Source organism: Streptomyces sp. NPDC001532 (assembly GCF_040298625.1).
In the GTDB taxonomy this organism is placed as follows: domain Bacteria; phylum Actinomycetota; class Actinomycetes; order Streptomycetales; family Streptomycetaceae; genus Streptomyces.
Genome location: NZ_JBEPAL010000002.1, coordinates 47569 through 63742, shown reverse-complemented (window position 1 = coordinate 63742; position 16174 = coordinate 47569). Strand labels below are relative to the sequence as shown.

General features: G+C 72.5%; 13 protein-coding genes and 1 riboswitch. Of the genes, 12 read left to right on the top strand and 1 reads right to left on the bottom strand.

Annotated features, from left to right (window positions below; translation table 11 throughout):
• Positions 1–115: 115 nt before the first annotated feature.
• The 5 genes from ABT232_RS02915 to ABT232_RS02895 all read left to right on the top strand — a co-directional run bounded on the left by ABT232_RS02915 (position 116) and on the right by ABT232_RS02895 (position 6901).
• Entirely contained in the window at positions 116–2368 is a 2253-nt protein-coding gene (locus ABT232_RS02915; RefSeq protein ID WP_351834972.1) for an N-6 DNA methylase, read from the top strand.
• 228 nt (positions 2369–2596) lie between these two features.
• Positions 2597–3361: a hypothetical protein gene (locus ABT232_RS02910; RefSeq protein ID WP_351834970.1), complete on the top strand. Its 765-nt coding sequence runs from the start codon at positions 2597–2599 to the stop codon at positions 3359–3361.
• A 65-nt stretch (positions 3362–3426) separates the two neighbouring features.
• A complete protein-coding gene (locus tag ABT232_RS02905) occupies positions 3427–4893 on the top strand; it encodes a protein kinase domain-containing protein (RefSeq protein WP_450871585.1) in 1467 nt (488 codons plus the stop codon).
• A gap of 141 nt (positions 4894–5034) precedes the next feature.
• Entirely contained in the window at positions 5035–5676 is a 642-nt protein-coding gene (locus tag ABT232_RS02900) for a SurA N-terminal domain-containing protein (RefSeq protein WP_351834968.1), read from the top strand.
• A gap of 187 nt (positions 5677–5863) precedes the next feature.
• Positions 5864–6901, top strand: a complete 1038-nt coding sequence (locus ABT232_RS02895; RefSeq protein WP_351834965.1) for a nucleoside triphosphate pyrophosphohydrolase — start codon at positions 5864–5866, stop codon at positions 6899–6901.
• Between the two features lie 58 nt (positions 6902–6959).
• Here the strand turns inward: ABT232_RS02895 and ABT232_RS02890 are convergent, their stop codons facing one another.
• A complete protein-coding gene (locus ABT232_RS02890) occupies positions 6960–8522 on the bottom strand; it encodes a globin domain-containing protein (protein WP_351834963.1) in 1563 nt (520 codons plus the stop codon).
• 127 nt (positions 8523–8649) lie between these two features.
• Between ABT232_RS02890 and ABT232_RS02885 the strand changes: the two genes are divergently transcribed.
• From ABT232_RS02885 to ABT232_RS02855, 7 genes are all read left to right on the top strand, one after another.
• Positions 8650–10128 (top strand): cytochrome P450 family protein, encoded by a 1479-nt coding sequence (locus tag ABT232_RS02885; RefSeq protein WP_351834961.1) that lies wholly within the window; start codon positions 8650–8652, stop codon positions 10126–10128.
• Positions 10129–10303: 175 nt separating this feature from the next.
• Positions 10304–11362, top strand: a complete 1059-nt coding sequence (locus ABT232_RS02880; protein ID WP_351834958.1) for a transglycosylase family protein — start codon at positions 10304–10306, stop codon at positions 11360–11362.
• A gap of 182 nt (positions 11363–11544) precedes the next feature.
• Positions 11545–11715: riboswitch (cyclic di-AMP (ydaO/yuaA leader) on the top strand.
• Positions 11716–11719: 4 nt separating this feature from the next.
• Positions 11720–12412 carry a transglycosylase family protein gene (locus ABT232_RS02875; RefSeq protein WP_351834955.1) on the top strand — a complete coding sequence of 231 codons (693 nt, stop codon included), beginning with the start codon at positions 11720–11722 and terminating at the stop codon, positions 12410–12412.
• 260 nt (positions 12413–12672) lie between these two features.
• On the top strand, positions 12673–13953 hold the full coding sequence (gene eno / locus ABT232_RS02870; RefSeq protein WP_351834952.1) for a phosphopyruvate hydratase: 1281 nt from the start codon (positions 12673–12675) through the stop codon (positions 13951–13953).
• Between the two features lie 112 nt (positions 13954–14065).
• Positions 14066–14542: an FtsB family cell division protein gene (locus tag ABT232_RS02865; protein WP_351834949.1), complete on the top strand. Its 477-nt coding sequence runs from the start codon at positions 14066–14068 to the stop codon at positions 14540–14542.
• Between the two features lie 20 nt (positions 14543–14562).
• Positions 14563–15156: a DUF501 domain-containing protein gene (locus ABT232_RS02860; RefSeq protein WP_351834947.1), complete on the top strand. Its 594-nt coding sequence runs from the start codon at positions 14563–14565 to the stop codon at positions 15154–15156.
• On the top strand, positions 15153–16094 hold the full coding sequence (locus ABT232_RS02855; RefSeq protein ID WP_351834944.1) for a Ppx/GppA phosphatase family protein: 942 nt from the start codon (positions 15153–15155) through the stop codon (positions 16092–16094). Before ABT232_RS02860 ends, ABT232_RS02855 begins: the two co-directional genes overlap by 4 nt.
• Positions 16095–16174 lie beyond the last annotated feature (80 nt).

Sequence of the window (16174 nt, the reverse complement as noted above, 5' to 3'; positions counted from 1 at the left end):
AATCCGTAGGTCTTGCTTCCGTCGGTATGCTCGACGCACACACGGATGCCACACGGCAGCGGAATGCCAAGCGGCATGCCGTACGGCACGCCACACGCGGCGAGGGGAGCGGGCGGTGCAGGACGACACGACAGAGGTGACCGCCGCCGGGATCGCACGGCTCGCCGGCGTCGGCAGGGCCGCCGTGAGCAACTGGCGCCGCCGGCACGCCGACTTCCCGAAGCCGGTCGGCGGCACCGAGACCAGCCCCTCCTTCGCCCTCGCCGAAGTCGAGAACTGGCTGCGTGACCAGGGCAAACTAGCCGAGGTGCCGCTGCGTGAACGCGTCTGGCAGCAGCTCGCCGGACACCCCGAAGGGCCGGTCACCGCACTCACCCACGCCGGCTGCGTCCTGCTGCTCATCCACGACCGGCCGACGGTCTGGCTGGAGGTGAGCGCCGGCTCGGACGAACGGCTCGCGGCGATGCTGCCCGGGGCACTGGAAGAGGTGATCGCGCCGCGCTTCGGCACGGCGGACGGGCGCGGACGCGGCGCCGCAGCCGGGGTCGTGAACCCCGGCGGTGCTGTGAACGTGTCCCCGACGGTTCACACACCCACCGGCGGCGAGCAGCCGGAAGGCGTGAACACCTCCGCCCCCTCCGCTCCCGCGGCCCCCTCCGCTCCCGCGGCCCCTTCCGCTCCCGCGGCCACTTCCGCCCCCGCTGCCTCCGCGCTCCCCGCCACCCCCGCACTCCTCCCTGCCGCCCCCGCACTCCTCCCCGCCGCCCCCGCACTCCTCCCCTCCGTCCCGCTGCTGCGCGGCGTCGCGGAGCTGGCGGCGGAGCTGGGCGCGCGGCAGACTTTCGAGTTCCTGCTCGGGCGGCACCTCGACGCCAACCCCCGGCAGTACACGCTCACCCCGGCCGAACTCGCCCGTCTCATGGCCGACCTCGCCGGACCCGCCCGTACCGTCCTGGACCCGGCCTGCGGCACCGGCGCCCTGCTGCGCGCCGTCTCCCCCCGCCCCGACCAGGAGCTGTACGCCCAGGACAGCGCGGCCGACCTCGCCGCGCTCACCGCGTTCCGGCTCGCCCTGCACACGCCGGCCGTGGTGCGCGCGGCCACCGGTGACACCCTCCGCGCTGACGGCCACGCCGCGCTGCGGGCCGACGTCGTGCTGTGCCATCCGCCGTTCAACGAGCGCAACTGGGGCCACGACGAGCTGGCCTACGACCCGCGCTGGGAGTACGGCTTCCCTGCCCGCACCGAGTCCGAGCTGGCCTGGGTGCAGCACGCGCTGGCCCGGCTCCGGGACGGCGGTACGGCCGTACTGCTCATGCCGCCCGCCGCCGCCTCCCGCCGTTCCGGCCGCCGTATCCGCGCCGACCTGCTGCGGCGCGGGGCGCTGCGCGCGGTCGTCGCGCTGCCGGTCGGCGCGGCACCGCCGTACAACATCCCGCTCCACCTGTGGGTGCTGCGCCGCCCGGACCGGGCTCCCGCGCAGCCCGAGGTGCTGCTCGCGGACGTCGGGCAGTTCGCCACGGAGGGGCGGGGCGGGCCCGACTGGCAGTCCGTGCGGGACGCCGTCCTCGACGCCTGGCATACCTTCGACCGCACCGGCGGCCTCCCGCCCCGGCCGGGGCTGGCGCGTGCCGTACCGGTCATCGAACTTCTCGACGACGACGTGGACTTCGCCCCGGCCCGCCATCTGCCGCCCGCGGCGGCGGCCGACGGCGCCGAACAGCTCGCGGACGTGCGGACCCGCCTCGGCGAGACCCTGCGGCTGACCGGCGACCTCACCCCGCCGCCGGCCCGGTCCGCCCAGCCCGCGCGCTGGCCGCTGACCACCGTCGGCGAACTCGCGCGCGGCGGAGCCCTGGTGATGCGGACGGGCGGGAACGGCGGCCACGCGCGCGTGCCGGTGCTCACCGACCACGACGTCCTCGCCGGAACGACCCCTTCCGGAACCCTTCCCGAGAGCGACGACGAGGCGGTGCTGACGGAGACCGGCGATGTCGTGGTCCCGGTGCTCGGCGGGGGCGCGGTGGCGCGCGTGATCGACGCCGCGACCGCCGGCGCCGCCCTGGGGCGCAACCTCGTGCTCCTGCGCCCCGACCCGACGGCGCTCGACCCGTGGTTCCTCGCCGGCTTCCTGCGCGGCACCGCCAACAACCGCCAGGCCAGCAGCTACGCCTCCACCGCCACCCGGCTCGACGTGCGCCGGCTGCAACTGCCCCGGCTCCCGCTCGACGAACAGCGGCGCTACGGCGCGCGCTTCCGCGCACTGGACGAGTTCGAGCGGGCGCTCCGGCACGCGAGCCGGCTCGGGGAGCAGCTCGTGCGCGGGATGTACGACGGCCTGACGGACGGCACGGTCACCCCGGACTGAGGCCACGGCAGCGCGCGGAACCACCACCTCCGCGCGCCTCCCGGCACCGGGCGCGCCCGCCCCGGCCCGACCTGCCCGGTCATGGGAAGTGATCAGCACGACAACGGTTCGGTACAACCCGGGACCGCTTGTCCGTGTCGGCCTATACGCTCGAAGCGACATTCGCACGACCGGCGTTGCCCGACGCCGGCGGGCACCGTACGCCCACCTCAGGCATCAGGAGCAGTCATGCATGGCCACGGCTACATGCGGCCGGTGAAGCCGCCGCCTCCCACGGCGTGGCTGATCTTCCTGCGCGTGCTGTTCGTGGTGATCTCCATCCTCAGCCTCGGCTTCCTGACCTGGACCATGCTGCTGCGCCTGGCGATCGTCACCCGGAAGTCGCTGGACTGGGGGCTGTTCGTGGCCGTACTGGTCACCGACATCCTCGCGATGGTGCTGCTGGGCACCGAACCGGGCGAGGAGATCCACACCGCGGGCGGCTGGACCGGTCTCGCGCTGCTGCTGGGCACGCTCGTGATCGTGATCGCGTACTACCTCGCCGCGGACGTACGCCACTTCCACCAGCTCCGCTACGGCGGGTACGCCCCGCAGCCGACACCGGCGTACGGGTATCCGCAGCCCGCCGCGCCGTACGCCACGGGCACCGCCACCACGGTCCCGATGGCGCCGATGGCGCCGATGTCCCCGTTGTCGCCGCTGACGCCCGCCACCCCGCAGGCCCAGGCGACCCCGGCACCGGCCACGCCGCACCTATCCCAGAGCCCCCAGAGCCCTCGAACCTCCCAGCCCTCCCAGCCCTCTCAGCCCTCTCAGACTCCTCAGCCCCACACCCCGATCCCGGCTCCCGGCGGCGCCGTGCCGGTCCCCCCGGCGCACACCCCGCCGCCGCAGCGCCCCGCGCCCGCCCGGATCGACCAGGTGCGCGCCGAACTCGACGAGCTCAGTGACTACCTGCGCAGGCAGGACGGCGATCACGAGGCCGGACGGTGACCGTGGCGACAGGACGGGTCGTCGCCGGCCGGTACGAACTGGCCACGCTCATCGGGCAGGGCGGCATGGGCCAGGTCTGGACGGCCTACGACCAGCGGCTTGACCGGCGCGTGGCGGTGAAGCTGCTGCGCCCCGACAAGGTGGCCGGCCAGGAGGCCGACGAGCTGCGCCGCCGCTTCGTGCGCGAGTGCCGGGTGACCGCGCAGGTCGACCACCCGGGCCTGGTGACCGTGCACGACGCGGGCAGCGAGGGCGAGGAGCTGTTCCTCGTCATGCAGTACGTGGACGGCGCGGACCTCTCGGACCACCTGGCCGAGCACGACCCGTACCCGTGGCAGTGGGCGGTGGCGGTCGCCGCGCAGCTGTGCGCCGTACTGAGCGCCGTGCACGCCGTGCCGATCGTCCACCGCGACCTCAAGCCGCGCAATGTGATGGTCAAGCAGGACGGCACGGTCACCGTCCTCGACCTGGGCGTCGCCTCCGTCATGGACAGCGACACCACCCGGCTCACGCACACCGGCTCACCGATCGGCTCACCCGCCTACATGGCGCCCGAGCAGGCCATGGGCGGCGCGGTCGGCCCGTACACCGATCTCTACGCGCTCGGCGTGCTGATGCACGAACTGCTCAGCGGCGATGTGCCGTTCTCCGGCTCGACGGCGCTCGGCGTCCTGCACCGGCATCTGTACGAGCCGCCGCTGCCGGTGCGCCGGCTCCGCCCCGAGGTGCCCGAGGCCCTGGAGACCCTGGTCCTGCGCCTGCTCGCCAAGGACCCGCAGCACCGGCCCGGCTCCGCGCAGGAGGTGTACGAGGAGCTGGCGCTGCTGCTGCCCGCGCGCGGGATGCCCACGGGCGCGCCCCTCGACCCCACGCGCCCCTTCCTGCGCCCCCACGCTCCCTGGCCGGACCGTGCGCGGACCCCCGCACCCCAGCCCGCCGCCGTCACACCGGTCCCGAGCGTCGCCGAGAAACCCGATGTCGCCGGCGCCGTCGACGAGGTCAAGCGGCTGCTCGGCGAGGGCCGGATCACCCAGGCCGTCGACATCCTCGGCGCGATCCTGCCCGCCGCCGCCGAGCAGCACGGCGAGCACTCCCCGGTGGTGCGCACCCTGCGCAAGCAGTACGCCGCCACGCTCATGGACGACGGCCAGTACCGGCGCGCGCTGCCCGAACTGCGCCGCCTCGCCGACGAACGCGCCGCCGAGGCCGGCCAGGCCGACCCGCAGTCGCTCCGCTTCCGCTTCGACGCCGCGCAGTGTCTGGAGCAGCTCGGGGAGCCCGCGGCGGCGCTCGCCGAGTACCGCGCGCTGCTGCCGTACTACGAGAACCAGTACGTCTCCGGCGACCCCGAGCCGGCCCACGACGTCCGCCGCCGCATCGGGCACCTGCTGCTCGCCCTCGGCGACCGGGCCGCCGCCCACGACACCCTCGTGCGACTGCTGCACGACGTGGAACGGCACGGCGGCCCCGGACACCCGATGGCGGCGGAGGTGCGCCGGAGCCTGCAGTGGCTCGGGCAGGTGCACGGCTAGGACGTACGGCCCGGTGGCGCGGCGGTGCCCGAAGTGGCGGTGAATCGTTGGTCGAATGGGTTGGCCAGAGCTTGGCCACTGCCTACCATCGATCACTGCAAGACCTTGTGCACCGTCGCACAATCTCCTCGGGAGGCTTCCTTGCACCGCCGTCGCACCGCGCTCCTGCTGTCCGCCGCGATCGCCGCGGCGCCGCTCCTCACCGCCTGCGGAAACGATGCGCATCCCGGCGCGGCAGCCGTCGTCGGCGACCAGCGGATCACGGTCTCGCAGCTGGAGAACCGGGTCGACGAGGTGCGTGCCGCCCAGCGGGCCGCCGTGGCCGGCGACGCGCAGTACGCGCAGGCCATCGCCAAGACCGGCAGCCTCACCCGCGACACCCTGCACGGCATGGTCCTCGACCAGGTGCTGCACCGGGCGGCCCAGGACGCCGGCATCACCGTCAGCCGCAAGGAGGTCCAGGAGATGCGGTCCGGCCTGGAGCAGCAGGTCGGCGGGTCCGAGGCGCTGGAGACGGCCTGGCTCCAGCAGTACAGCGTGGCGCCGGAGCGCCTGGACGACAATCTGCGGCTCCAGCTGGAGGCCCAGAAGCTCGCCGCCAAGCTCGGCACCGACACCAGCCAGCCCGCCTTCTGGAAGGCCCTCTCCGAGGCCTCCGCCGACCTGGGCGTCGACCTCAACCCGCGCTACGGCACCTGGGACGTGGAGAAGAGCAGCCGCGTCGACGCCAAGACGCCGTGGGTGCGCGAGGTCACGACGGCACAGACGCAGCAGACGGCGTGACGCGCTTCCGCGACGTGCTTCGACGAACGCTCCGGTGACGCGCTCCGGTGACGCGCTTCTGTGACGCACTCCGGTGACGTGCCCCGACGACGGATCCGGTGACGTGCGCCGGTGACATGATCGGATCATCGCGGACGCCTGTGGACAACTCGCGAGGCGTGTCGGCGGGGTGCGTTACGTTCGGATCGTGAACGCAACCAGCTTCGAAGGCGCCCCGGACCCGACCGCCCCCGGACGCGTCGTCCTGCTCACCACCAGCCACCGCGTCGCACCGGGCCTGCTGTCCTGGCCCGCGTGGCAGGCGCTGCACGCCGCCGACCGCGTGCTGTGCGCGGACGGAGCCCATCCGCAGCTCCCCTATCTGCGGGAGGCCGGGATAGCGGTCGACGAGGCCGCCCCGACCGCCGAGGAACTGGTCGACGCCTGCGCCGGCGGGCACACCGTGGTCGTCGTCGCGGTCGGCGAGGGCGAGCCCGCCCTGACCGACGGCCTGGCGCGGCTCGCCGGTTCCGGCCGGGTGCAGATGCCCGACCTGGAACTGCTGCCCGCCTCCTACGACCTGCCGGGCGCCCGGCTCCTCGACCTCGTGCAGGTCATGGACCGCATCCGCGCGGAGTGCCCGTGGTCGTCCCGGCAGACCCACAAAGGGCTCGCCAAGTACGCCATCGAGGAGGCGTACGAACTCGTCGAGGCCATCGAGGACGGCGACCGCGACGAGCTCCGCGAGGAACTGGGGGACGTCCTGCTCCAGGTGGTCTTCCACGCCCGTATCGCCGAGGAGGACATCGAGGCGCCGTTCTCCGTCGACGACGTGGCCGGCGGCATCGTCGCCAAGCTGATCCGCCGGCATCCGCATGTCTTCGGGGACGAGACGGCCGCCACGCCGGAAGAGGTCAAGGAGCACTGGCTGCGCACCAAGGCCCAGGAGAAGCAGCGGACCTCGGTGACGGAGGGCGTGCCCCTGCACCAGCCCGGTCTCGCCCTCGCCGCGAAGCTGGCGTCCCGGGTGCGAACCGCGGAACTGGACGTCCCCCTGCCGCGCTCCCAGGGCATCGGCTACGAGCTGCTGGCCCTGGCCGCGCGCGCCGAGGCCGAGGGCACGGACCCGGAGGCGGCCCTGCGCGCGGCGGCCCGCGCGTACCGGGACGCGATCAGGGCGTACGAGGAACAGGAGGCGCGGGAGCCGGGCGAGCCGGGCGACGGGACGGCCGCGGAGCGGGAGTAGGGGAGCAGTGAGGTAGGGGGAGTAGCGGGAGTAGGGGAGCAGCGGAGCGGTCGCCGCGTCAGTCCGGGAGGTCGCGCGCGGCCGGGTCGTGCCAGTGCGGCTGGGGGCGGCCCAGCAGCCATTCGCCCGGGCCGAGAGGGCGGGCGGTGTCCTCGCCGGCGGGCGGCAGGGAGTCGTGGAAGATGCGGTCCGGCCTGGTGCCGAGAAGGGGGAGGTGGGCGGTGACCTCGTCGACCAGTCCGGGTGGCCCGGCCAGATAGACATCGTGCCGGTCCCAGCCGGCGCGGTTGCCGAGGGCGGTGAGCAGCCGTTCGGTGGCCTGGGCGCCGGGGCGGCCGGGAGCGGGGGTGATGCAGGTGACGGTGAGACCCGGCAGCCGGGCCTGGGCCGCTTCGAGGGCGAGGCGGTCGTAGAGACGGGCGCTGTCCCGGGCGACGACGAAGAGCCGGACGCTGGGAGCGCTCGGATCGGCGAGGGGCTTCTTCCGGCCCCCGGTCCCCGCCGACCCGCGCGGCCGGGCGGGGAGCCGCGTCCTCTCTCCGCCCTCCGCCGGCCGGCGCTCCGTGGAAGCCTCGGGCGACTGCCCGCCCGCAGGCGCCTCATCCGGCGAATCCTCTCCCGCCGCTTCCTCACCCGCCGCCTCCTCACCCGACCGATCCTCACCTGGCAGTCCCAGGGCAGACCGGCCCGCACCCGGCAGATCCCCGCCCGACCGATCCCCACCCGGCAGATCTCCACCCGGTAGCGCCTCGCCCGTCATTTGCTCCAGCAGCGCCTTGACGGGGGCCCAGCCCGTACCGGCCGCGATGAGGGTGATCGGCCGCCGCTCCGGTGCGCAGGGCGCTTCGGATGTGCCGGATGTTCCGGGCGCTCCGGATAACCGCGGCCACGTCCCCCGCAGCACCGTGTCCCCGCCCGCCGCCCCGATCCGCAGCACGTCTCCCTCGCGCACGCCGTTCACCAGCACCGTGGACAGCAGGCCTCCCGGTACCAGGCTGACGTGGAGGTCGACGGTGTGGTCGGGGCGGGGTGCGTTCGCCAGGGAGTAGGGGCGCCAGATGCCCGGCAGCCGTGGGGTGTTGACGGTGACGTACTGACCGGGGAGGTAGGGGAGGGGGTGGGAGGGGCGGAGGGTGAGGAGCGCGAGGTCGTCACCGTGCCGGACATGACGTACGACCTCGGCGTCCCACCAGGGAGGCCGGCCCGCGCCACGAGCCTCGCGCGCGCCCTGGAGCATGTGGTCGGCGATGCCCGCGTACGCCTCCTGCCAGGCCTTCTCCGTCTCCCGGGTCCAGGCGGCCCCGGAGACCGTGGCGAAGGCGGCGAGGAGGCTCTCCCCGACGGCGGCGTAGTGCTCGGGCCGCGCCAGGTACTTGCGGTGGTCCCGGCCGAGCGCGCGCAGGTACTCGGGCAGCTCCGGGTCGTCCAGCCGTGCCACGACCCGGGTCAGCGCGGCGAACAGACGGTCGCGCTGGCGCCGCATGTCCTCGGGGAAGTCGACCGGGAAGAGGGCGCGGAGGTCGGGGTGATGGTGGAAGAGGTGGGCGTAGAAGTACTTCACCGCGAACTCGGCCCGTCGCTCGACGACGGCGAAGCTGGTCCTGAGCAGATCGGGGTCCACGGGCGGAATGTAGGGAGGTGAGGAAACGCGAAGTCAAAGAGGCGGCTCTTCATGGAGATTCCGGGTGAAACCGCAGCGCCTCTCCGGCGGCCGACGCACCCGCCCGCCTCCGGATACGGTCGACGACGTGACCGACCAGCAGCCCCCGGCCCCCCACGAAGCCGCACCCGACCCCGAGCACCAGCCCAAGCCCGAGCCGGAACCCGAGCCGGAACCCGACCCCGAGCACCAGCCGGAACCCGACCCCGAGCACCAGCCGGAACCCAAGCACCAGCCCGACCCCCAGCACCAGCCGGACCCCCAGCACCAGCCCGAGCCCAAGTCCGCACCCGCACCCGCACCCACCCCCACCCCCACCCCCACAGCCCCCGCCCTCTTCACCTGGGAATTCGCCACCGACCCCTACCCCGCCTACGCCTGGCTCCGTGAGCACGCCCCCGTGCATCGGACGCGGCTGCCCAGCGGGGTCGAGGCCTGGCTGGTCACGCGGTACGCGGATGCCAAGCAGGCGCTGGCCGACCAGCGGTTGTCGAAGAACCCCGCGCACCACGACGAGCCCGCGCACGCCAAGGGCAAGACGGGCATTCCGGGGGAGCGCAAGGCGGAGCTGATGACGCATCTGCTCAACATCGACCCGCCGGACCACACCCGGCTGCGCCGGCTGGTCTCGAAGGCGTTCACGCCCCGGCGGGTCGCGGAGTTCGCCCCGCGTGTGCAGCAGCTCACCGACCAGCTCATCGACCGGTTCGCAGGCGACGGCTCCGCCGACCTCATCCACGAGTTCGCGTTCCCGCTGCCCATCTACGCCATCTGCGACATGCTCGGCGTCCCGCGCGAGGACCAGGACGACTTCCGGGACTGGGCGGGCATGATGATCCGCCACGGCGGCGGGCCGCGCGGCGGTGTCGCCCGCTCGGTGAAGAAGATGCGCGGCTACCTCGCCGACCTCATCCACCGCAAACGCGAGGCGCTGCCCGCCGAACCCGCCGCCGGTGAAGACCTGATCTCCGCTCTCATCCGCGCCTCGGACCACGGCGAGCACCTGACCGAGAACGAGGCCGCGGCGATGGCGTTCATCCTGCTGTTCGCCGGCTTCGAGACCACGGTCAATCTCATCGGCAACGGCACCTACGCCCTGCTCACCCACCCCGAGCAGCGCGCCCGCCTCCAGTCCTCCCTCGCGGCCGGTGACCGCGGTCTGCTGGAGACCGGAGTCGAGGAGCTGCTGCGCTACGACGGCCCGGTGGAGCTGGCCACCTGGCGCTTCGCCACCCAGCCGCTCACCCTCGCCGGCCAGGACATCGCCCCCGGCGACCCGGTCCTGGTCGTGCTGGCCGCGGCCGACCGCGACCCCGCCCGTTTCACCGACCCCGACACCCTGGACCTCGCCCGCCGCGACAACCAGCACCTGGGGTACGGGCACGGCATCCACTACTGCCTGGGCGCCCCGCTGGCCCGTCTGGAGGGCCAGACCGCGCTCGCCACGCTGCTCACCCGGCTGCCGGATCTCCGCCTCGCCGCGGATCCGGCGGAGCTGCGCTGGCGCGGCGGTCTCATCATGCGCGGACTGCGCACGCTGCCGGTGGAGTTCACACCCCGGCCATGACGACTGCACGTCACGACCGCAAACATGACACTCCCTCACCTCTGTGATCTTCACGTGATCTACGCGGCATTAACTTGTGACAAGTGATCGTCTGCCTATACGTTCACCCATCAGCGCGGCGAGCGTCACAAGATCTCCGCCGCGCCGTCACCGCTGTCTCGCGAAAGGTCCCCGCATGCTCTCCGGGAACGGTCGTCACCGTCGCCCCCGTCAGGCTCCGGCCCTCATCGTCGCGGCCGGAGTGACTGGATCCGCCATCGCCATCCCGCTCCTCGGCGCGACCGGCGCGAGCGCCGCCACCGGTGTGACGTGGGACAGGGTCGCGGAGTGCGAGAGCGGTGGCTCCTGGAGCGCCGACAACGGCAACGGTTACTACGGCGGTCTGCAGATCTCCCAGGACAACTGGGTGGAGTACGGCGGCCTGGACTACGCCGAGAGCCCCGACGTGGCCAGCCGTTCGCAGCAGATAGCCGTCGCCGAGAGGATCCTCGCCGACCAGGGTGTCGGCGCCTGGCCCACCTGCGGCCTGCTCGGCGGCCTGGACGACGACTCCGCACCGGCGGGCGTCGACACCGGCCTCGCGGCTGACGCGGCGTCGGGCGCCTCGGCGACCCCGGACGCCTCCTCGAAGCCCGAGTCCGGCTTGTCCGACTCCTCCGTTTCGACCGGAAGCACCGGTAAGGCGGAAAGCTCTGAAGGTTCCGGTAAGTCCGGTACCTCCGGCGGCTCGGACGCCTCCGGTGATTCCGGATCCTCCGGTTCCGCGTCGTCGTCCCCGTCCTCGGGGTCCGGCTCGGACGGTGAGGCGGAAGGTTCCGGCAAGGACGGGAGCGGCGACTCCCAGGAGGGTGACAGCTCCCTCACCGCCACCACCAAGAACGACGAGTCGGACAAGTCCGGCCAGAACGACCTCTCTTCGGACGCCGTCGAATCCGGCTCCACCGGCTCCGGCCGCCACCGCGGCGACAGCGCCGACGAGGAGGCCGCGGACAGCCGTACGGCCGACTCCTCCGGCCGGCACGCCTCGCGGGACACCACCGCCGCGCGTGACGCGGCCGACGGCTCCTACACGGTCCGCGCCGGCGACAGCCTCTGGGGCATCGCCGACTCCCTTGACCTCCAGGGCGGATGGTCCGCGCTCTACACCGAGAACAAGGACACCGTCGGCGACGACCCCGACCTCATCGTTCCCGGTCAGACCCTTGAAGTAGGGGTCGAACCGGGCGAAAAGTAGCTGGAGTTCGCGTCACGGTTCGGGCTTAATGTCCGAATTGGCAGCGGTGAGATATAGGTCTCAGAAGCCCTGATCGTCTTTGAAATTCCGCGGATCGCGTGTCTACGGTCAAGGCCGCTCGTCACCGCGAGCCCCGGCTGCCGCAACGCCGAATCCTGCCAGCGGCCGTCCGGGAACAGTCGTCGCGTCAAGCGCCGTAGGCAGGAGCGGGGGACCCAAGGTAAGTGCCGGTCCCGGCAGTTCGCTGCCGGAGCCGGCTTGGGGTGAAGCCGCAGCTCGCAAGAGACTGCGGCCGGGCAACTCAACCGGCCCGAACCCGACAGCTCACCTCGCAGGCGTCGGTGAGGGGATCGATCGATGCTGTTTTCCGCCAAGGGCAAGCACCGCCGTCCGTCCAAGGCCACCCGCGCCATCGCCATCGCCGGTGTGACCGGTGCCGCCGTCGCCGCCCCGCTGATGGCCGCCGGCAACGCCTCCGCCGCCACCGCCTCCGAGTGGGACGCCGTCGCCCAGTGCGAGTCCGGCGGCAACTGGTCCATCAACACCGGCAACGGCTACTACGGCGGTCTGCAGTTCTCCGCCTCCACCTGGGCCGCGTACGGCGGCACGCAGTACGCCGCCACGGCCGACCAGGCCTCCAAGGAGCAGCAGATCACCGTCGCCGAGAAGGTCCTCGCGGGCCAGGGCAAGGGCGCCTGGCCGGTCTGCGGCACCGGCCTGTCGAACACCCCGTACGGTGGCGGCAGCGCCTCCTCCTCCACCCCTTCCTCCTCGGCCGGTGACACCGCCACCACCGAGCGCGAGACCGAGGAGCAGAGCGCCTCCCGCTCCGCCGAGCGTCCGGCCGCCGAGAAGACCGTCACCACCCCGACCGGCAAGAAGGTCGAGAAGGGCGACGGCGAGTACAAGGTGGTCAAGGGCGACACCCTCAGCTCGATCGCCGAGGAGCACGACGTCGCGGGCGGCTGGCAGAAGCTGTTCGACCTGAACAAGGACATCGTCGACGACGCCGACGTCATCTACCCGGGCCAGCAGCTGCACCTCAAGTAGGCAGCGGCGGCACCTCCGCCAGGAGAGGCCCGCAGACTCCCCGCCCCGGTGCGCGTTCCCCCGTACGCACCGGGGCGGGGTTCGCTCTTTCTGCCGTGGGTTTTGCGAAACCGTCTTTGTTCCGTTCGGAAACAATTTACTCTCGGTTCCGTCCACGGGGTGGTCGGTCGGCTGGCCGATCGCCCGGAGCCGGTTAGGCTCGTCTCGCAGAGCCACACCCGCGGCCTGCCCACCGCGTCACATTGAAGAAGGAGATGCTCGTGCCGTCCATCGACGTCGTCGTAGCCCGGGAAATCCTGGACTCCCGAGGCAACCCCACGGTCGAGGTCGAGGTCGGCCTCGACGACGGCAGCACGGGTCGTGCCGCCGTTCCGTCCGGTGCCTCCACGGGCGCCTTCGAGGCCATCGAGCTCCGTGACGGCGACCCCAACCGCTACCAGGGCAAGGGTGTCGAGAAGGCCGTCCTGGCCGTCATCGAGCAGATCGGCCCGGAGCTGGTCGGCTACGACGCCACCGAGCAGCGCCTGATCGACCAGGCCATGTTCGACCTGGACGCCACCGACAACAAGGGCTCGCTCGGCGCCAACGCCATCCTCGGCGTCTCCCTGGCCGTCGCCCACGCCGCCTCCGAGGCCAGCGACCTGCCGCTGTTCCGTTACCTGGGCGGCCCGAACGCGCACCTGCTGCCGGTGCCGATGATGAACATCCTGAACGGCGGCTCGCACGCCGACTCCAACGTGGACATCCAGGAGTTCATGATCGCGCCGATCGGCGCGGAGTCCTTCTCCGAGGCGCTGCGCTGGGGCACCGAGGTCTACCACACCCTCAAGAAGGTCCTGAAGAGCAAGGGTCTGGCCACCGGCCTCGGCGACGAGGGCGGCTTCGCCCCGAACCTGGGCTCCAACCGCGAGGCCCTGGACCTGATCCTGGAGGCCATCAAGGAGGCCGGCTACACCCCGGGCGAGCAGATCGCGCTCGCGCTGGACGTGGCCGCGTCCGAGTTCTACAAGGACGGCTCCTACGTCTTCGAGGGCAAGGAGCGCTCCGCCGCCGAGATGACGGAGTACTACGCCGAACTGGTCGAGGCGTACCCGCTGGTCTCCATCGAGGACCCGCTGTTCGAGGACGACTGGGACGGCTGGAAGACCATCACCGACAAGCTCGGTGACAAGGTCCAGCTCGTCGGTGACGACCTGTTCGTCACCAACCCGGAGCGCCTGGCCCGCGGTATCGAGGACGGCGCCGCCAACGCCCTGCTGGTGAAGGTGAACCAGATCGGTTCGCTCACCGAGACCCTGGACGCGGTCGAGCTGGCCCAGCGCAACGGCTTCAAGTGCATGATGTCGCACCGCTCCGGCGAGACCGAGGACGTCACCATCGCCGACCTGGCCGTCGCCACCAACTGCGGCCAGATCAAGACCGGCGCCCCGGCCCGCTCCGAGCGTGTCGCCAAGTACAACCAGCTGCTGCGCATCGAGGAGATCCTCGACGACGCCGCGGTGTACGCCGGCCGCAGCGCCTTCCCGCGCTTCAAGGGCTGATCCCCGGCAGGGCTAAAGCTCAGCCAGTCGTACGTACGTCCCCGTACTCGGTCCCGTACCGTGTGCGGGGACGTACGCACGTACACGCGCCGGCGAACGGGGAGGCGGGACGATGGCCGTGAAGGACCGGGACCGGTTCTCCACCGCGACCAGGATCAGACTGATCGGCGAGCAGACCGCCGCCCGCGTCTACCGCTCGCAGACCCGGCGGCAGGCCCGCCGCTCCCGGCTGACCGGCCGGGCCGCGCTGCTCGCGCTGGTGGTCTGCTCGCTGGTGGTGGCGCTCGCCTACCCGATAAGGCAGTACGTCGCCCAGCGCGCCGAGATCGCCGACCTGGAGCGCGAGCAGCGCCAGGCCCGGGAGCGCGTCGAACAGCTGCGCGACGCCAAGGCGCGATGGCAGGACGACGCCTACGCCGAGCAGCAGATCCGCCGGCGACTGCACTACGTCATGCCCGGCGAGACCGGGTACGTCGTGATCGATCCGAACGCGGTGAAGCAGTCCCGCACCGACACGGGCGGCGCCGACCGCCCCTGGTACTCGAACGTCTGGGACGGCGTCGACAAGGCCGACGCCTCGGACAGTTGAACGGAAACAGAAAGACAGGCATGCAAACGCCCCCGCCGCCCACCCCGCGCACCGAGCCCACCGACGCGGACGTCGAGGCCTTCAAGCAGCAGCTGGGCCGTCCGCCCCGCGGGCTGCGCGCGATCGCGCACCGCTGCCCCTGCGGGCAGCCGGACGTCGTGGAGACGGCCCCGCGGCTGCCCGACGGCACGCCCTTCCCGACGCTGTACTACCTGACGTGCCCTAAGGCCTCCTCGGCGATCGGCACGCTGGAGGCCAACGGCGTGATGAAGGAGATGACGGCCCGGCTGGAGAGCGACCCGGAGCTGGCCGCCGCCTACCGCGCCGCGCACGAGGACTACATCCGGCGCCGGGACGAGATCGAGGTGCTGGCGGGCTTCCCGAGCGCCGGCGGCATGCCGGACCGCGTGAAGTGCCTGCACGTCCTGGTGGCCCACTCGCTGGCCGCAGGACCCGGGGTGAACCCGCTCGGCGACGAGGCCCTGGCCATGCTGCCGGAGTGGTGGCGCAAGGGCGCGTGCGTGACCCTGCCCGACGCGGACTCCGCGGCCTCCGCGGTCTCCGAGGTCTCCGAGGTCTCCGAGGTCTCCGAGGCGGAGGGGGACGCGCAGTGACCCGGGTCGCCGCCGTGGACTGCGGCACGAACTCCATCCGCCTGCTGGTCGCCGACTGCGACCCGGCCACCGGTGAACTCGTCGAGCTGGACCGCCGTATGACGATCGTGCGGCTCGGCCAGGGTGTCGACCGCACCGGGCGGCTGGCCCCCGAGGCGCTGGAGCGGACCTTCGCGGCCTGCCGCGAGTACGCCGCCGTCATCAAGGAGCACGGCGCCCAGCGGCTGCGCTTCGTGGCCACCTCCGCCTCCCGCGACGCCGAGAACCGCGACGACTTCGTCCGCGGCGTGCTGGACATCCTGGGCGTGGAGCCCGAGGTGATCAGCGGGGACCAGGAGGCGGAGTTCTCCTTCACCGGCGCCACCAAGGAACTCAAGGGCCGCACCGACCTCACCACGCCCTACCTGGTCGTCGACATCGGCGGCGGCTCCACCGAGTTCGTCGTCGGCGACGGGCGGGTGCGGGCCGCGCGTTCGGTCGACGTCGGCTGCGTCCGCATGACCGAGCGGCACCTCGTGCACGAGGGTGCCGTGACCGACCCGCCGACCGCGGAGCAGATCGCGGCGATGCGCGCCGACATCGAGGCCGCCCTCGACCTCGCCGAGCGGACCGTGCCGCTGCGCGAGGCGCACACGCTGGTGGGCCTCGCCGGGTCGGTGACGACCGTGTCGGCGATCGCGCAGGAGCTGCCGGAGTACGACTCCGCGGCCATCCACCACTCCCGGATCTCCCACGACAAGGTCCGCGAGATCACCGACTGGCTGCTGCGCTCCACCCACGCCGAGCGGGCCGCCGTACCGTCCATGCATCCCGGACGGGTCGACGTGATCGCCGCCGGCGCCCTCGTACTGCTGGCGATCATGGAGCGGATCGGCGCCGAGGAGGTCGTGGTGAGCGAGCACGACATCCTCGACGGCATCGCGTGGTCGGTGGCGTGACGGGAGCGCACTGAAGCGCGGGAAGTCCGTTCATGGAAAGAATGCGCAGTTTGTCGCCAATGGCTTGTTTCACCCCCTGT

Coding starts and splice junctions, on each gene's coding strand:
- ABT232_RS02910 (WP_351834970.1), top strand. CDS start 2,597: ATGCATGGCCACGGCTACATGCGGCCGGTGAAGCCGCCGCCTCCCACG.
- ABT232_RS02905 (WP_450871585.1), top strand. CDS start 3,427: ATGGGCCAGGTCTGGACGGCCTACGACCAGCGGCTTGACCGGCGCGTG.
- ABT232_RS02880 (WP_351834958.1), top strand. CDS start 10,304: ATGCTCTCCGGGAACGGTCGTCACCGTCGCCCCCGTCAGGCTCCGGCC.
- ABT232_RS02875 (WP_351834955.1), top strand. CDS start 11,720: ATGCTGTTTTCCGCCAAGGGCAAGCACCGCCGTCCGTCCAAGGCCACC.
- ABT232_RS02860 (WP_351834947.1), top strand. CDS start 14,563: ATGCAAACGCCCCCGCCGCCCACCCCGCGCACCGAGCCCACCGACGCG.
- ABT232_RS02865 (WP_351834949.1), top strand. CDS start 14,066: ATGGCCGTGAAGGACCGGGACCGGTTCTCCACCGCGACCAGGATCAGA.